A 15,097-nucleotide genomic window follows, 5' to 3' on the forward strand; every position below is an offset into this window, starting at 1 on the left:
CGGTCGATCGCCGCCGACCGGTGACATTGACGCGCCACGGCAGGCTTGTCACGGGCGGCGCGTGGCGCATGGTAGATCGATCCGAACCGCCGATGGAGCACACGACATGCGCATTCTGGTGCCGCTCGTCCTGCTGCTGGCGCTGCTGGCTCGCCCCGCCGCCGCAGCCGACGCCAGCGCGGCGCAGAGCGTCATTCGCGCCCAGGAGCAGGCCCTGGCGCGCGACGACGGAGCGACCGCTTATGCCCAGGCCGCGCCGGAGATCCAGGCGCTGTATCCGAGCGTCGAGATCTTCATGAGCATGGTCAAGAGCGGCTACCCGCCGGTCTACCGCCATCGCAGCTTCGAATTCGGCGCCGCGCAGGTCGAGGACGGCAGCATCGCGCAGCGCGTCCACATCGTCGATGCCGAAGGCGACGCGTGGGAGGCGCTCTACACGTTGCAGACCCAGCCCGACGGCAGCCTCAAGATCACCGGCTGCTCGCTGTTGAAGACGGGCCACTCGGTCTAGCGCGGTGCGGCTACGTCACGCCGAACCGCTTCTTGAACTGCTCGACATTGATGAGGCCGCGGCCGTGACGGCCATCGCCGATCTTCACCTCGCCATGATAGGCCTCGACCGAGAAGCGGATGACGCGGCGCTCGACTTCGATCACCTCGGCGACGGTGCGAATGGTGGCGCCGACCGGCGACGCCGCGAGATGGCGGACGTTGACCTCGGTGCCGACCGTGACCCAGCCCGGCGGCAGCGCCGGGTTGATGGCGTCGCCCGACGTCATCTCCATCTCCAGGATCATCATCGGCGTCGCATAGACCATCGGCATGTGCGGCACGAAATGCCCGACGGTGCGCTCCGGCGGCACGACGAGCAAACGCTCGGCGCGCATGCCCGGCTTGATGAACTCACGTGCGTCCATGGCTGCTCCAAACTCCGCTGTCGTCCCGGACAAGCGCGCGCCGATCCGGGATCCATACGCCGTGGCGGTCGTGATGGGCAAAGGGCCAATGACCAGCGTGCCTCGAACCGCTCCCTGGGGGTATGGGTCCCGGCGTTCGCCGGGACGACGGCGGTGATCGTCGAGACAGATGTCATAGCCTCGCTTTCGCCAGGACGACGGCCAACTACTTCTTCTGCTCGGCCAGGCGCTCGACGAAGGTCTTGCCGCCCTTCATCTTGTGCGTCAGCGGCGCCTCGTTGATCTGGATCACCACCGCTTCCGGATCGACGCCAAGATGCGTCACCAGGGCCTTGGTGATGTCGCGCATCATGTTGGCCTTCTGCTCGTCGGTGCGGCCGGCGGCCATGCTCACGGTGATCTCGGGCATTCGCTCTCTCCCTCGTCATGGCCGGGCTTGTCCCGGCCATCCACGTTTCTCCAATCAAACAAGACGTGGATGCCCGGCACAAGGCCGGGCATGACGACCGCAAGGAATGCCTACCCCCAGCTCACGTCATGGCGCGCGAGCACGTCGCGGACGCCGGCTATGAGCTCGTCCTCCTTGCAGGAGAACTGCGCCGGGCGGCTCTCCCGCCATTCCTGGTTGGAGGCGATCGCAGCCGCCGCCTTGGCGCCCTCGATCAGGTCCTTGATCTGCACCTCGCCGCGCGCCTTTTCGTCCGAGCCCTGGATGATGACGCAGGGCGCGTTGCGGCGGTCGGCATATTTGAGCTGGTTGCCCATGTTCTTCGGATTGCCGAGATAGAGCTCGGCGCGGATGCCGTGATTGCGCAGGGTCGACACCATCTTCTGATAGTCCGCGACGCGCTCGCGATCGAACACGGTGACGACCACTGGCCCGAACGCCGGCCGCGTGTCGAGCTTGCCGAGCATCGTCAGCGCCGCCTGCAGGCGCGACACGCCGATCGAGAAGCCGGTCGCCGGTACCGGCTCGCCGCGGAAGCGCGAGACGAGGCCATCGTAGCGCCCGCCGCCGCCGACCGAGCCGAACACCACCGGCTGACCCTTCTCGTTGGGAATCTCGGCGAGCAACTGCGCCTCGAACACCGGCCCCGTGTAGTATTCGAGCCCGCGCACCACCGACGGATCGACCGTGATCTGGCTCTGATAGCCGGCCGCATCAACCAGGCGCGCGATCTCGACGAGTTCGTTCAAACCATCGATCGCCAGTTTCGAGTCGGCAAAGGTCTCGCGCAGCATGTCGGCGATACGGCGGGCGATGTCATACTCGTTGTCTTTGCGATCGGGATCGCCCGCAACGCGCTGCTGGACATCCTTGTCGCCGGCATAGGCGAGCAGCGGCGGCGCGACCAGCGTACGCGCATTGACGAAGGTCTCGATCTTCTTGATCTGGGTGTCGTCGAGTCCAGCGCCCTTGGTGAAGTCGCCGCTCTCGTCCTTGCGGCCCGGTCCAAGCAGCTCACGCACGCCGCGCTCGCCGAGACGATCGAGCTTGTCGATCGCGCGCAGCACGATCAGCCGGCGGCCGAAATTCTCGTCACCGCCGAGGCCGATCGACTCCATCACGCCGTCGAGCACCTTGCGATTGTTGACCTTGATCGCGTAGTCCCCACGCGCAATGCCCAGCGCCTCCATCGTGTCGGCCGCCATCATGCACATCTCGGCGTCCGCCGCGGGCGATGCGGAGCCGACGGTGTCGGCGTCGAACTGCATGAACTGGCGGAAGCGGCCCGGGCCGGGCTTCTCGTTGCGGAAGACGTAGCCCGAGCGGTAGCTGCGATAGGGCAGCACCAGGCCATCGGTGCCGTAGCGTTCACCGACGTAGCGCGCCAGCGGCGCGGTCAGATCATAGCGCAGCGAGATCCACTGCTCGTCGTCGTCCTGGAACGAGAACACGCCTTCGTTCGGACGGTCCTGGTCGGGCAGGAATTTGCCGAGCGCATCGGTGTATTCGAATGCCGGCGTCTCCACCGGCTCGAAGCCGTAGCGCTCATAGACGGCGCGGATCTTCTCGACCATCTCGCGCGTGGCGGCGATCGCCGCGGGGCCGCGATCCTCGAGCCCGCGCGGCAGCCGCGCCTTCAGCTTCTGGGGTTTCTTCGGTTTGTCGGACATGGGGACCGGAACGTAGGGTGGGCCAAGCGCAGCGGGCCCACCATGGCTGATAAACGCCGAAGTGGTGGGCACGGCCCGCTACGCGGCCCTTTGCCCACCCTACGGGATGGAATGCGTTGCTTGGTTGGTAGCAGCCGGGGCGCGGTGCGGCAACCCGCGGGCCGGTCAGGTGCTGGCGCATGGCACTGGCTCAGCATTCTCAGTGAGAGCCACGCTTCCGCCACGCATGCGGTGCGCCCCCTCCCCCGCGTGCGGGGGAGGGTTGGGGTGGGGGCGTCCCAACGGTGGTCTTTACGGGGCTTCCCCCTCCCCAGCCCTCCCCCCAAGCGGGGGAGGGAGCAAACCGTCATCGCTGCTAGACTGTGCCCAGAACCTGCAAGCGCTAGGGAGGCATGCCCCCTACTTCACGTCCCGGATCCACTGATGCGGATCGGGGCTGCGGCCGTACTGGATGTCGACCAGCTGCTTGCGCAGGCCCATGGCGACCGGGCCGGCCTCGCCGCCGTTGATCAGGACGTCGCCGCTCGCCGAGCACACCTTGCCGATCGGCGAGATGACGGCAGCGGTGCCGCAGGCGAACGCTTCCTTGAGCTTGCCGCTCTTGGCGTCCGTCCGCCACTGGTCGATCGAATACGCCTCCTCGCGCACCTCGCGGCCGGCATCACGCGCCAGCTTGATGATGGAATCGCGGGTGATGCCGGGCAGGATGGTGCCGAGCGGCGGCGTCGACAACGAGCCATCGTCGAACACGAAGAACACGTTCATGCCGCCGAGCTCCTCGACATAGCGGCGCTCGATCGCATCGAGGAACACGACCTGGTCGCAGCCATGCTGGATCGCCTCGGCCTGCGCCTTGAGGCTCGCGGCATAATTGCCGCCGCATTTGACGCCGCCGGTGCCGCCGACCGCAGCCCGCGTGTAGTTCTCCGAGACCCAGATCGAGACCGGCGCCGGCCCGCCCTTGAAATAGGAGCCGACCGGCGAGGCGATGACCGCGAAGATGTATTCCGCCGAAGGCTTCACCCCGAGGAACACCTCGTTGGCGATCATGAACGGGCGCAGATACAGGCTGCCCTCGCCGCCCGGGATCCAGGCGCGATCGATGCGGACGAGCTGCTCGACCGCCTCGATGAAGACCTCCGGCGGCAGTTGCGCCATCGCCATGCGCTCGGCCGAATTCCCGAAGCGCTTGGCATTGGCGTCGGGGCGGAACAGGTTCACGCCGCCATCGTCGCGCTTGTAGGCCTTCAGGCCCTCGAAGATCTCCTGCGCGTAATGCAGGACGGCCGCGGCCGGATCGAGCGGGAAGTTGGCGCGGGATTCGACCCGCGCGCTGTGCCAGCCCTTGTCCTGGCTGTACTGGACCACGGCCATGTGATCGGTGAACACCCGGCCGAAGCCCGGGTTGGCGAGCTTGGCAGCGCGCTCCTGGTCGGAGGTCGGGTTCGTCGTCGGCTTGATGTCGAATGTCAAAGTCATGTCCTTGCTTCCCCCGCTTGATCGCCATTCGCGAGTTCTGGCGCCGACCCGTCCGATCGGGCCAGTCGGCTTCTTGAATTTCGGACCTGCCGCGACCGGCTTTTGAGCCGGTCACCGGGCAAGCATGCCACCACAGGACATGCTTTTGCGCTCGGCGGAAGTCCAGTATGGTTTGCCGAAATGCCGCTCGACATCACACGGTTGTTCGATACGTCGCCCAGGGATGCCCGTCGGGGTTGCCTACGGCCCGTTCAGACACGCCTGAAGACCCATCGCCCGCCGATGAAACGATCTAAAATTTCGTAGCGGACGATTGTTTTGTAACATTGAACCGCAGAAACGTCAATATGGCTGACATAAATTTCTCGTCTCCGACGTTGAGCCCCGAGCTGCGCGCGGCTGAGCCCTCCGCGGCCGCCGGCGGCGAGCCGCTGCGCTGGGACATCATCGAGCTCTTGTTCTTCGCCTATCGCGACTTCGTCGGCGATGCCGACCATGAGCTGGAGGCGTTCGGCTTCGGCCGCGCGCATCATCGCGTGATGCATTTCGTCACACGCTATCCCGGCCTGAAGGTCGCCGATCTGCTCGACGTGCTGCGCATCACCAAGCAGTCGCTCGGACGCGTGCTCAAGCAGCTGCTCGACGAAGGCTACATCGTGCAGAAGACCGGCAACAACGATCGCCGGCAGCGCCTTCTTTTCGCCACGCCGAAGGGCGAGGCGCTGGTCGCCAAGCTGGCCGGGCTGCAGACGCGGCGCATCGATCGCGCGCTGGAGCAGATCGGACCGGCCGGCGCCGAGGAGGTCCGGCAGTTCCTGCGCGCGATGATCGATCGCGACGATCCGGACAAGGTGCTGGAAGCCATCTTCAAGACGCCTGTCGCCGCTGCCAAGGAGTGACCGTGACGATCGCCGCCATCGCCCCGCATCCGCCGCAGACGCCAGCCGACGACGCGCCGCATCTCCTGCTCGTCGACGACGACCGCCGCATCCGCGACCTGCTGTCGCGCTTTCTGCGCGGCGAAGGCTATCGCGTCACCACCGCGGCGAGCGCGAGCGATGCCCGCGCCAAGCTGACGGGACTGCATTTCGATCTCCTGATCCTCGACGTGATGATGCCCGGCGAAAGCGGCTTCGACCTCGCCCGCTTCATCCGCACGCAATCCTCGGTGCCGATCGTGATGCTGACCGCACGGGCCGAGCCGGAGAGCCGCATCGAGGGCCTGCAGCTCGGCGCCGACGACTACGTCGCCAAGCCTTTTGAGCCAAGAGAGCTCGCGCTGCGCATCGGCAACATCCTCAAGCGGGCCGCGCCGCCGCCGGCCGAGGAGGTCGTCGAGCAGATCGCGTTCGGGCCGTTCGTCTATCATCTGGCGCGCGGCGAGCTAAAGCAGGGCGAGGAGATCGTCCACCTCACCGACCGCGAGCGCGAGATGCTGCGCATCCTCGCCAATGCCCGCGGCGAGACCGTGCCGCGCGGCGCGCTGACCGGCAACGGCACCGTCAACGAGCGCGCCGTCGACGTCCAGATCAACCGCCTGCGCCGCAAGCTCGAGAGCGATCCGGCCAACCCGCTGTTCCTGCAGGCTGTGCGCGGCATCGGCTACCGGCTGATGACGTCGGGTTGAGATGAGCGGTTGATATGCCCGGCCATTCCGACCACGTTGCCTTGAAAGCATCTGAGCTAGCTTCCTCACCGCAAGACCTGAAACGACCTGGCATCTCCGCGTCATTGCGAGCGAAGCGAAGCAATCCAGAGTCCCGCGACGATTCCGGATTGCTTCGTCGCGGAGCCTGCCCTCGGGCTCGCCGCGGGCGAGACCCGGGGGCTCCTCGCAATGACGGAAACGGCGCGCGTTAGGATTATCATGAGCACGCTCGACACCGGCCTCACCCTGATCCGCACCGCGTCGCGGCGGGTGTCGCGCGCCAACAGCGTGGTGGGCAACGCGTTCAAGGGCTGGATGCCGACCGGCCTCTATGCCCGCGCGCTGCTGATCATGATCGTGCCGATGGTGATCCTGCAGACGGTGGTCGCGGGCGTGTTCATGGAGCGGCACTGGAACACGGTGACGCGACGCCTCTCCGCCGCCGTGGTGCAGGACGTCGCCGCGCTGATCGACATCTACAAGGGCTATCCGCAGGACAAGGACCGCACCATGCTGCGCCGGATCGCGCAACAGCGGCTCAACCTGGTGGTCGACTTCCTGCCCGCCGGCGACATGCCGCCGCCGGGGCCAAAACCGTTCTTCAACCTGCTCGACCAGTCGCTGTCGAGCCAGATCGGCCGCCAGATCAGCCGCCCGTTCTGGATCGACACCGTCGGCCGCTCCAATCTGGTCGAGATCCGCATCGCGCTCGATGACGCCGTGATGCGCGTGTTCGCGCAGCGTGGCGCGGCCTACGCGTCGAACACCGATATCTTCCTGTTCTGGATGGTCGGCACCTCCTCGATCCTGCTGATCGTCTCGGTGCTGTTCCTGCGCAACCAGATCAAGCCGATCCTGCGCCTCGCAGATGCGGCCGAGAGTTTCGGCAAGGGCCGCGAGGTGCCGAACTTCCGGCCGCGCGGCGCGCGCGAGGTGCGGCGTGCGGCACACGCCTTCCTGGAGATGAAGGCGCGCATCGAGCGCACGCTTGAGCAGCGCACGGCGATGCTGGCCGGTGTCAGCCACGATCTGCGCACCATCCTGACGCGCTTCAAGCTGGAGCTGGCGCTGCTCGGCGACAGTCCCGAGATCGACGCCATGCGCAAGGACGTCGACGAGATGTCGCACATGCTGGAGGATTATCTGGCGTTCGCACGCGGCGACAATGGCGAGATCGCGCAGCCGACCGACATCTCCAACGCGCTCGAGGAGCTGCGCAGCGACGCCGAGCGCAACGGCCATTCCGCCACGGTCTCGTTCCACGGCCTGCCGGTGGTCACCGTGAAGCCGCAGGCGCTGAAGCGCTGCCTCGGCAATCTCGTCTCCAACGCCGCCCGCCATGCCGATGCGATCGCCATCACCGGCCATCGCGACCACCGCTACCTCACCATCACCGTCGACGATGACGGCCCGGGCATCCCGGCCGACATGCGCGAGGAGGTGTTCAAGCCGTTCCTGCGCCTCGACGATGCGCGCAACCAGGACGAGGGCGGCACGGGCTTGGGCCTCGCCATCGCCCGCGACATCGCGCGGTCCCATGGCGGCGACATCACCCTCGGCGACAGCCCGATGGGCGGGTTGCGGGCGAGCGTGCGGATTCCGGTGTAGCGCGCTGCTTAGTTCATTCCCGCGCGACCACGGCGTCGAGCCACGCGCAGTTCAGTGCCGGAACGCGAGGATCCGGCACGCGAACGCCGCGTGCAGCCGTGGACAGCCGCATATCGCGCAGGCGCTTGCGCTGCTCATCCGGCAGGTACAATCGCTCGTGCCCCCACAGTGACGGACCGTCGAAGGTCTCATGCGGCTGCCAGGTCGCGGGATCGATCACCCGACCGCCCCAGCCATATTCGATGAAGAAGCCGGAGGGCGTGTTGACGTAGAACGAGGTCATGTGGTCGTTGGTGTGACGGCCCAGCGTGTAGGCCACGCGCCCGTCGTCGAGCTGTGCCAGGTCGTAGCCCTGGCCGACGTCATCGAGACTGCCTAGTTCCACCATGAAGTGATGCAGTGTGCGGCGACCGGAGCCGACCATCGCGAAGCTGTGGTGGCGGCCGTTGACGTGGAAGAAATAGAGCTTGTACGGCGTCAGGCCGAAGTCGGACACCTTGAAGCCGAGCAGGTCGCGATAGAACCGCAGCAGCGGCTCGACGTCCTCGACGTTGAGCACGACGTGTCCCATGCCGAGCGGCCCGGTGCGAAAGCCGGAGATCGGACGTCCCGGCCTGAAGGGATCCGAGGCGACAGCTGCCCCCCAGAACACCTCGATCGTGTTGCCGGCGGGATCCTGAAAGCAGATCAGCTCGGTGACATGACGCTCGTCGGCCAGTGCCTGCGAACCGCGGGCCACCTTCACGCCGTTGTCGTCGAGACGGCTGGCGAGGCGCGCGAGCGCCGCAGCGTCGCCGACCTCCCAGCCCATGACGGCGAGCCCGCCATCGCCGCTGCCATCGACGATCAGCCGCTGCTTGCGATCATCCATCCGATAGGCCTGCACGCTGGCCGCGCGATCCACGCGCTGCATCCCGAGGAGCTCGGTCGCCATGCGTCCCCACTGCTCCGCTTGGGACGACTTGATGCCGATGTAACCGAGCGCCGTTATTTCCATCTTGTTTTCTCCCGAAAGGTGCGGGCGGAATTTCGTATCAGCTCCGCGCGGTCCTGCAGTAGACTGCCGCCCCTGCATCCGGCTCGCGTTCTCAAGACGGTATCGGCGGACGGAAACGAAGAACAGGGAGGATTTTCCAAGTGTCCAAGCAACGGACGCGATCTCCGCAAGCCCGTCCTGCGGAGGGTGTCCGCGCCTTCAAGCGGGGGCTCGACGTGCTGCGCGCGGTCAATCGGTCCGGGGGCATTCGCGCCGGCGACGTGGCGCGCCAGCTCGATCTGCCGCGGCCCACGGTCTATCGGTTGCTCGAAACACTCGAGGAACTCGGCTATGTCGCGCGCAGCGCCAGCGACGACCGCTTCCGGGTGACGCGCCACGCGTTGAGCCTCGGCGACGGCTATGATCCCGGCATCTTCATCTGCCAGGTCGCCGCGCCCTATCTCGCCGAGCTCAGCCGCAGCCTGATCTGGCCGGTCGATCTGTCGACTTATGAGAACGGCGCGATGGTCATCCAGGAGACCACGCATGCGCGCAGCCCGCTCTCGATCGACCGCAGCATGATCGGCAAGCGCCTGCCGATGCTGCAGACCTCGGCCGGCCGGGCCTATCTGGCCGCTTGCCCGCCCGCAGAGCGGGACATCATCATCAACCACCTGCGACGCATCGAGAATGCGGAGGATGTTTCCTTCCTGGCGCCCGAGCGGCTGCAGCGCATGGTGACGGAAACGGCTCAGCGCGGCTACGCAATCCGCGACGAGGGCGAATTCAATCCGAAGACGTCGTCGATCGCGGTGCCGATCGTGCGGGGCGACGTCGTCTTCGGCTGCATTTCGATCATCTGGATCCGCTCCGCCATGACCCTCGAGGAGGCCGTCGCTCAATACGCGGCCCCATTGCGCGACGCCGCAGCCGCGATTCCCGTCCAGGCCTGAGCGTCCGCTGCGCGGACAGTTTGCGACCGCGCCTTGAAGGTGCGAGGCGGTTGCGGAACAGATGCAGCCATGAGCAACATGGCCGCACACTCCGGAAGCTTCGACGTCGTCATCGTCGGTCGCGGGCCCGTCGGCTCGACGCTCGCCAATCTGCTCGGCCTGTGCGGCATCCGCACCCTGATCCTGGAGCGCGAAGCCAAGGCTTATCATTTGCCGCGCGCGGTGCATTTCGACGACGAATGCATGCGCGTGTTCCAGACCATCGGCCTTGCCGACGCCATCCTGCCCCACCTTACATTGAGTCCCGGCATGCGCTTCGTCGATGCCGAGGGACGGCTGCTGCTCGACTGGCCGCGCACCCGCGAGCCGACCTCGATGGGCTGGAATCTGAGCTACCGATTCCACCAGCCCGATCTCGAAAACGTGCTCAACAAGGGACTCGCGCGCTGGCCTCATGTCGAGCTGCGCACGCGCTGTGATGTCTTCGCGCTCGAGCAGGACCACAACGGTGCGCGCGTTCGCTATGAAGACCTCGGTACCGGCCGGCTCGTCGACATCTCCTGCGCCTATGTCATCGGCTGCGACGGTGCACGTTCGCTGGTGCGCCGCTTCATCGGCTCGGCGCTGGACGATCTCGGCTTTCACGAGCGCTGGCTGGTCTGCGACGTGCTGCTGAGGCAGGAGCGGCCCGATCTCGGCGATTTCAGCGTCCAGCACTGCAACCCGCAGCGTCCCGCAACCTATATTCGCGGCACCGGCAACCGGCGCCGTTGGGAGATCACGGTACGTCCTGACGAGGACGCGGTCGAGATCACCCAACCGGCGCGCGTGTGGGAGCTGCTCTCGCCCTGGCTCCAGCCCGCAGAGGCCGAGATCGAACGCGCCGCCGTCTACACATTCCACTCCGCGGTCGCCCAGCAATGGCGTGCCGGACGGCTCTTGCTCGCAGGTGATTCCGCGCATCAGACCCCGCCTTTTCTCGGTCAGGGCATGTGTGCCGGCATTCGCGACGCGGCCAACCTCGCATGGAAGCTGGCTCGTGTGATTGCCGGCAAGGCAACGCCTGATCTCCTCGACACCTATCAGAGCGAGCGCGCGCCCCACGTGCGCGAATTCATCGAGCTCGCGATCCGGCTGGGCGGACTCATCAACACCAGGGCGGTCGAGGCGGCGCTCGCGACCGGCACGGCACAGGGCGACGGCCAGCTGAAACTCGACGTGCAGAAGCCAGTGCTCGGCCCGGGCCTCGCCGGCGGCGATCGAAGCATGACGGGAAAGCTGGCGCCGCAATTCCGCACCCGCGATCTCGGCCGCAGCGACGACCGCGTCGGCTATCGCTTCGCGCTGCTGTGCCGGTCTGGACTCGGTGCCGCGGTGATCGAGCAGCATCATGCCGGCTTGGCGGCGGCTGACGTCGCCATCATTTCCGGCGAGGAGGCTAGCGGCCTCGACGGTTGGCTCGATGAGCACGGCTTCGCCGCCGTGCTGATGCGCCCGGACCGCTACATCCTGGGTGCCGTGCAGAAGAGTGAAGATCTCGCCGCGCTGTTGTCCGGCCTCGCCGTCCTCGCGCCGCGGCCGAGCGCCGCCTGATCGTTTCCGTTTTGCTGAGGGGGTTCACGTATGAAGCTGGTTTCCTTTATGATCGACGGGCGTCCCGGATACGGCGCGGTGAAGGGAGACGGTGTCGTCGACCTCGGCCGGCGTCTGCCGGCGAAGAGCCTGCGCGCGCTGCTCGAGGCGGATGCGCTCGATCACGCCGCCGAACTGCTCGCCCGCGAACAGACCGACTATCCGCTCAGTGCGATCGCCTTCGCGCCCGTCATCCCTGATCCCGGCAAGATCATCTGCGTTGGCCTGAACTATCGCGACCACGTCGCCGAGACCGGGCGGACCGTCACCGAGAAACCTGCGCTGTTTGCGCGCTTTCCCACCAGCCAAGTCGGCCATCTGCAGCCGGTCATTCGCCCTGGTGTCTCCGAACATTTCGACTACGAGGGCGAGCTTGCGCTCGTGATCGGGAAAACCGGCCGGCACGTCCGGCGCCAGGACGCGCTCGCGCACATCGCCGGCTATTCCTGCTACAATGAAGGCAGCATCCGCGACTGGCAGCGCCACACGTCGCAATTCCTGTCGGGCAAGACCTTCGACCAGTCCGGCGCATTCGGCCCCTGGCTGGTCACGGCTGATGAAATTCCCGACCCGTCGAAACTGACGCTGCAGACCCGCCTCAATGGCGAGACCGTGCAGCGGACCACCACGGATCTCCTCATCACCGATGTCCCCGATCTGATCGTCTATTGCTCGACGATCATGACCTTGCTGCCGGGGGACGTGATCGTCACCGGCACGCCGGGAGGCGTCGGCTTCAAGCGCACCCCGCCTCTGTTCATGAAGCCCGGCGATACGGTCGAGGTCGACATTTCGGGCATCGGCGTGCTGCGCAATCCCGTGACTGCCGAACCGGCAGCCTGACGTCTCCGCCTCGCGGAGAACCGCGAGGCGCACCAATCAAACACGACAAAAAACCAAGTCTTCAAATCCGGGGAGGATCATCATGTCGCGCTGTCTCAGATCCAGCATCGCTGGCCTGCTGCTGCTTGCAGGCTCATCCGCGCAGGCCGAAATCAAGGGGAGTGCCATCCGTATCGGTGTGCTCACCGACATGACCGGCATCTTCGCGACCGCGATGGGGCCCGGCTCCGTGGAAGCGGCCCGGATGGCCGCTGAGGAATTTGGCGGCAAGATCAACGGCAGGCCGATCGAAATCATTCAGGCCGACCATCAGAACAAGCCGGATATCGCGGTCGCGATCGCCCGGCGCTGGTTCGAGCAGGACGGTGTGCAGGCGATCGCCGACGGCGGCAGCTCCGGCGCGGCCCTTGGGGTCCAGGAGCTGGTGCGTAGCAACGGCAAGATCTTCCTCATCTCGGGGGCCGGCGCCAACCAGCTGACCGACGAAGCTTGCGCCCCGACCTCGGCGCAATGGACGCACGACGCCTATTCGACCGCGACCGCAGTCGTCTCGGGCATCATGCAGACCAGCAAGGAGCCATGGTTCTTCATCACCGGTGACTACGCGTTCGGTCATTCGGTGGAAGCGACCGCGCGCGCCCGCATCGCCGAGCTCGGCGGCAAGGTCGCCGGCAGCGTCAAGGCGCAGCTCGGTACGCCGGACTACGGATCCTTCCTGCTGCAGGCCCAGGCCTCCGGCGCCAAGATCCTGGCGCTCAACGTCGCCGGCGACAATGCCACAGCCATCAAGCAGGCCGAGGAGTTCGGGCTTGCGGCCCAGGGCATGAAGATCGTGCCGATGTCGTTCCAGAACGTGGACATTGAAGCCATCGGCCTCAAGGCGACGCAGGGCGATCTCATCGTCACCAGCTTCTTCGAGGATGCCTCCCCCGCCGCGCGCCGCTTCTCCGACGCGTTCTACGCGCGCCGGAAGGCGATGCCGTCACAGATACAGGCCGGGGTCTATTCGGCCGTGCGGCACTATCTGCAGGCGGTGAAGGATGCCGACAGCGACGACGGCGCAAGCGTGATGGCGAGGATGAAGGCGACGCCGGTCTCGGACGCCTATGCGGACCACGGCCAGATCCGCGACGACCAGCGCATGGTGCACGACCTGTATCTGGTCCAGGTCAAGACTCCCGCCGAATCGAAGGGCCCCTGGGACTTCGTCAAGCTGGTGACGAAGATCGCCCCCGATCAGGCGTTTCGCCCGCTCGACCGCAGCAAGTGCAGCCTGGTCGGCAAGTGAGCGCATGAGCGACCAAGCATGATTCCGGACGATCAGCGCGCCGTCATCATCACCGCCGCGGGCGGCCCGGAGGTCCTGTCGGAGCGACAGGACTGGCCGGTCCCGCGCCTCGGGCCGGACGACGTGCTGATCGAAGTCGCGGCCGCCGGCATCAACCGTCATGACTGCAACCAGCGCGCGGCCGGGCCGTCGCGGGAGCCCAATCCTGTGCCGGGGTTGGAAGTCTCGGGGCGCATCGTAGCCTGCGGTGCCAACGCTCCTCCGGGACGATTGGGTGAAGCGGTCATCGCGCTGACCGACGGCGGCTCATACGCGCAATACGTCGCCACCGATCAGCATCTTGCCCTGGACTTGCCGAGCGGCCTCGACTGGATCCAAGGCGCCGGCCTGCCCGAAGCGCTGTTCACGACCTGGTTCAATTTCTTCGAGCTGATGCGCATGGCGCCCGGCGAGACCGCCCTGATTCATGGCGGCAGCAGCGGCGTCGGCACGATCGCGATCCAGCTCCTGCGCGCGCTGGGTCATCCCGTCATCGCCACCGCCGGCACCGCAGAGAAGCGCGCCGCGGCGCTCAGGCTCGGCTGCAGCGCCGTGTTCGACTACGCCGATCCTGATCTCGCCGAGCAGATCCGCGCGGCAACGGGGACGCGCGGTGTCGACTGCATCCTCGACACCTCCGCAGGCGCTCACATCGCGCAGGACCTTGCCGCGCTCGCAACGGGCGGACGGATCGCCCTGCTCTCAGCCGGACATGGGAACGAGTTGGCGGTGCCGCTGCGCGGCTTGATGGCGCGCCGGGCCAGCATCACCGGCGCGTTCCTGCGTTCGACGGCACTGGACCTCAAACGACGCATCGCGGCCGACCTGCGGCAACGCGTCTGGCCCCTTCTCGGGACGGCCATTCGGCCGCACATCGACAGCACCTATCGCTTGTCCGAGGCGGCCGATGCGCACACCCGCATGGAGACCAGCCGACACATCGGGAAGATCGTGCTTTGCGTCCGCGAATGAGCGACGAGCGACGATCCATGTCTCTGCGCCCGTGCCGCCAAACGCAACGGCCGCCCGCCTACTGCTTGGCGCCCGGAATGAGGTTCTTGAGCTTGTTCACGTCCTTGACATTCATCTTCATGCCGCCGGGCATGACGATGTCGCCGGCCTTCTGGTCGGGCTTGCAGGCGCCGAGCCACTTCGCCTCGATGGTCATCGCGGTTTCCTTGGCGGCGCCGGCGGCACCGCCCTGGATGCGCGAGGTGGTCTTCACCGTGTAGGCCGAGTTGAAGTCACCGGTGATGTCGGCATGCGAGGTCGTGTTCATGCCGCCGAAGCTGCAGACGGCATCACTGACATAGCCGGTTGCGGTCTTCTGGATGTCCTGCTTGGAGCAGACCTGCTGCGCCATCGGCGAGGCCATGTTGTTCATGTCCCTGTCGGTGGTCTCGTCGGTGCAGTGCTGCATGGTCATCTCCGGCAGCTGGCCGCCGGACCTGACCATCTTCAATTCCCACAGGCCCGCCTTGCGCACCGGCAGGTCCACGGCACGGGCCTCGTGACTCGCGGTCACGCTGAGGAGACAGCAGGCCAGAAGGCCGATGGCAGTGCGTGTGCAGGTCATGTGTTCCGTTCCGGCTCGTT

Annotated in this window: 15 protein-coding genes; 9 read left to right on the plus strand and 6 right to left on the minus strand. The window is 66.5% G+C overall.

Features of this window, described 5'->3' with window-relative positions:
• Nucleotides 1-106: 106 nt before the first annotated feature.
• Nucleotides 107-511, plus strand: coding sequence for a DUF4864 domain-containing protein (locus QX132_RS14360; protein WP_316161613.1), 405 nt, complete (start codon nucleotides 107-109; stop codon nucleotides 509-511).
• Nucleotides 512-521: 10 nt separating this feature from the next.
• Here the strand turns inward: QX132_RS14360 and QX132_RS14365 are convergent, their stop codons facing one another.
• The 4 genes from QX132_RS14365 to QX132_RS14380 form a co-directional block, all read right to left on the minus strand.
• Nucleotides 522-917: a thioesterase family protein gene (locus QX132_RS14365; protein WP_315754788.1), complete on the minus strand. Its 396-nt coding sequence runs from the start codon at nucleotides 915-917 to the stop codon at nucleotides 522-524.
• 205 nt (nucleotides 918-1,122) lie between these two features.
• The gene (locus tag QX132_RS14370; protein WP_015669268.1) at nucleotides 1,123-1,326 is read right to left on the minus strand and encodes a tautomerase family protein; all 204 of its coding nucleotides are present in this window, start codon (nucleotides 1,324-1,326) and stop codon (nucleotides 1,123-1,125) included.
• 110 nt (nucleotides 1,327-1,436) lie between these two features.
• Nucleotides 1,437-3,035, minus strand: a complete 1,599-nt coding sequence (hisS, locus tag QX132_RS14375) for a histidine--tRNA ligase (protein ID WP_316161614.1) — start codon at nucleotides 3,033-3,035, stop codon at nucleotides 1,437-1,439.
• Nucleotides 3,036-3,434: 399 nt separating this feature from the next.
• Nucleotides 3,435-4,514 carry a branched-chain amino acid aminotransferase gene (locus QX132_RS14380; protein ID WP_315736620.1) on the minus strand — a complete coding sequence of 360 codons (1,080 nt, stop codon included), beginning with the start codon at nucleotides 4,512-4,514 and terminating at the stop codon, nucleotides 3,435-3,437.
• A 347-nt stretch (nucleotides 4,515-4,861) separates the two neighbouring features.
• Here QX132_RS14380 and QX132_RS14385 point away from each other — a divergent pair, with 347 nt between their 5' ends.
• The 3 genes from QX132_RS14385 to QX132_RS14395 all read left to right on the plus strand — a co-directional run bounded on the left by QX132_RS14385 (nucleotide 4,862) and on the right by QX132_RS14395 (nucleotide 7,770).
• The gene (locus QX132_RS14385; RefSeq protein WP_316161616.1) at nucleotides 4,862-5,413 is read left to right on the plus strand and encodes a MarR family winged helix-turn-helix transcriptional regulator; all 552 of its coding nucleotides are present in this window, start codon (nucleotides 4,862-4,864) and stop codon (nucleotides 5,411-5,413) included.
• The gene (locus QX132_RS14390; protein ID WP_315796118.1) at nucleotides 5,410-6,141 is read left to right on the plus strand and encodes a response regulator transcription factor; all 732 of its coding nucleotides are present in this window, start codon (nucleotides 5,410-5,412) and stop codon (nucleotides 6,139-6,141) included. The genes QX132_RS14385 and QX132_RS14390 overlap by 4 nt, the downstream gene beginning before the upstream one ends.
• A gap of 240 nt (nucleotides 6,142-6,381) precedes the next feature.
• On the plus strand, nucleotides 6,382-7,770 hold the full coding sequence (locus tag QX132_RS14395; RefSeq protein ID WP_315736617.1) for an ATP-binding protein: 1,389 nt from the start codon (nucleotides 6,382-6,384) through the stop codon (nucleotides 7,768-7,770).
• Nucleotides 7,771-7,783: 13 nt separating this feature from the next.
• Here the strand turns inward: QX132_RS14395 and QX132_RS14400 are convergent, their stop codons facing one another.
• On the minus strand, nucleotides 7,784-8,767 hold the full coding sequence (locus QX132_RS14400; RefSeq protein ID WP_316161618.1) for a VOC family protein: 984 nt from the start codon (nucleotides 8,765-8,767) through the stop codon (nucleotides 7,784-7,786).
• Between the two features lie 140 nt (nucleotides 8,768-8,907).
• Between QX132_RS14400 and QX132_RS14405 the strand changes: the two genes are divergently transcribed.
• From QX132_RS14405 to QX132_RS14425, 5 genes are all read left to right on the plus strand, one after another.
• Complete coding sequence (locus QX132_RS14405; protein WP_316161620.1) at nucleotides 8,908-9,699, plus strand: DNA-binding transcriptional regulator; 792 nt, start codon at nucleotides 8,908-8,910, stop codon at nucleotides 9,697-9,699.
• Nucleotides 9,700-9,768: 69 nt separating this feature from the next.
• Nucleotides 9,769-11,292 (plus strand): bifunctional 3-(3-hydroxy-phenyl)propionate/3-hydroxycinnamic acid hydroxylase, encoded by a 1,524-nt coding sequence (locus QX132_RS14410; RefSeq protein WP_316161622.1) that lies wholly within the window; start codon nucleotides 9,769-9,771, stop codon nucleotides 11,290-11,292.
• Between the two features lie 30 nt (nucleotides 11,293-11,322).
• Entirely contained in the window at nucleotides 11,323-12,174 is an 852-nt protein-coding gene (locus tag QX132_RS14415) for a fumarylacetoacetate hydrolase family protein (protein WP_316161624.1), read from the plus strand.
• An 82-nt stretch (nucleotides 12,175-12,256) separates the two neighbouring features.
• On the plus strand, nucleotides 12,257-13,462 hold the full coding sequence (locus tag QX132_RS14420; protein WP_316161625.1) for an ABC transporter substrate-binding protein: 1,206 nt from the start codon (nucleotides 12,257-12,259) through the stop codon (nucleotides 13,460-13,462).
• An 18-nt stretch (nucleotides 13,463-13,480) separates the two neighbouring features.
• Complete coding sequence (locus tag QX132_RS14425; protein ID WP_316161626.1) at nucleotides 13,481-14,473, plus strand: NAD(P)H-quinone oxidoreductase; 993 nt, start codon at nucleotides 13,481-13,483, stop codon at nucleotides 14,471-14,473.
• Between the two features lie 58 nt (nucleotides 14,474-14,531).
• Here the strand turns inward: QX132_RS14425 and QX132_RS14430 are convergent, their stop codons facing one another.
• On the minus strand, nucleotides 14,532-15,077 hold the full coding sequence (locus tag QX132_RS14430) for a DUF3617 domain-containing protein (RefSeq protein ID WP_316161628.1): 546 nt from the start codon (nucleotides 15,075-15,077) through the stop codon (nucleotides 14,532-14,534).
• Nucleotides 15,078-15,097: the final 20 nt, after the last annotated feature.

The organism is Bradyrhizobium sp. SZCCHNRI20481, assembly GCF_032485055.1.
Classification (GTDB): domain Bacteria; phylum Pseudomonadota; class Alphaproteobacteria; order Rhizobiales; family Xanthobacteraceae; genus Bradyrhizobium.

Bases quoted from the DNA above. Each gene is read 5' to 3' on its own strand.
- QX132_RS14420 (WP_316161625.1), top strand. From the start codon at position 12,257: ATGTCGCGCTGTCTCAGATCCAGCATCGCTGGCCTGCTGCTGCTTGCA.
- QX132_RS14425 (WP_316161626.1), top strand. From the start codon at position 13,481: ATGATTCCGGACGATCAGCGCGCCGTCATCATCACCGCCGCGGGCGGC.
- QX132_RS14410 (WP_316161622.1), top strand. From the start codon at position 9,769: ATGAGCAACATGGCCGCACACTCCGGAAGCTTCGACGTCGTCATCGTC.
- QX132_RS14360 (WP_316161613.1), top strand. From the start codon at position 107: ATGCGCATTCTGGTGCCGCTCGTCCTGCTGCTGGCGCTGCTGGCTCGC.
- QX132_RS14395 (WP_315736617.1), top strand. From the start codon at position 6,382: ATGAGCACGCTCGACACCGGCCTCACCCTGATCCGCACCGCGTCGCGG.
- hisS (WP_316161614.1), bottom strand. From the start codon at position 3,035: ATGTCCGACAAACCGAAGAAACCCCAGAAGCTGAAGGCGCGGCTGCCG.
- QX132_RS14430 (WP_316161628.1), bottom strand. From the start codon at position 15,077: ATGACCTGCACACGCACTGCCATCGGCCTTCTGGCCTGCTGTCTCCTC.
- QX132_RS14400 (WP_316161618.1), bottom strand. From the start codon at position 8,767: ATGGAAATAACGGCGCTCGGTTACATCGGCATCAAGTCGTCCCAAGCG.
- QX132_RS14415 (WP_316161624.1), top strand. From the start codon at position 11,323: ATGAAGCTGGTTTCCTTTATGATCGACGGGCGTCCCGGATACGGCGCG.
- QX132_RS14370 (WP_015669268.1), bottom strand. From the start codon at position 1,326: ATGCCCGAGATCACCGTGAGCATGGCCGCCGGCCGCACCGACGAGCAG.
- QX132_RS14365 (WP_315754788.1), bottom strand. From the start codon at position 917: ATGGACGCACGTGAGTTCATCAAGCCGGGCATGCGCGCCGAGCGTTTG.
- QX132_RS14380 (WP_315736620.1), bottom strand. From the start codon at position 4,514: ATGACTTTGACATTCGACATCAAGCCGACGACGAACCCGACCTCCGAC.
- QX132_RS14385 (WP_316161616.1), top strand. From the start codon at position 4,862: ATGGCTGACATAAATTTCTCGTCTCCGACGTTGAGCCCCGAGCTGCGC.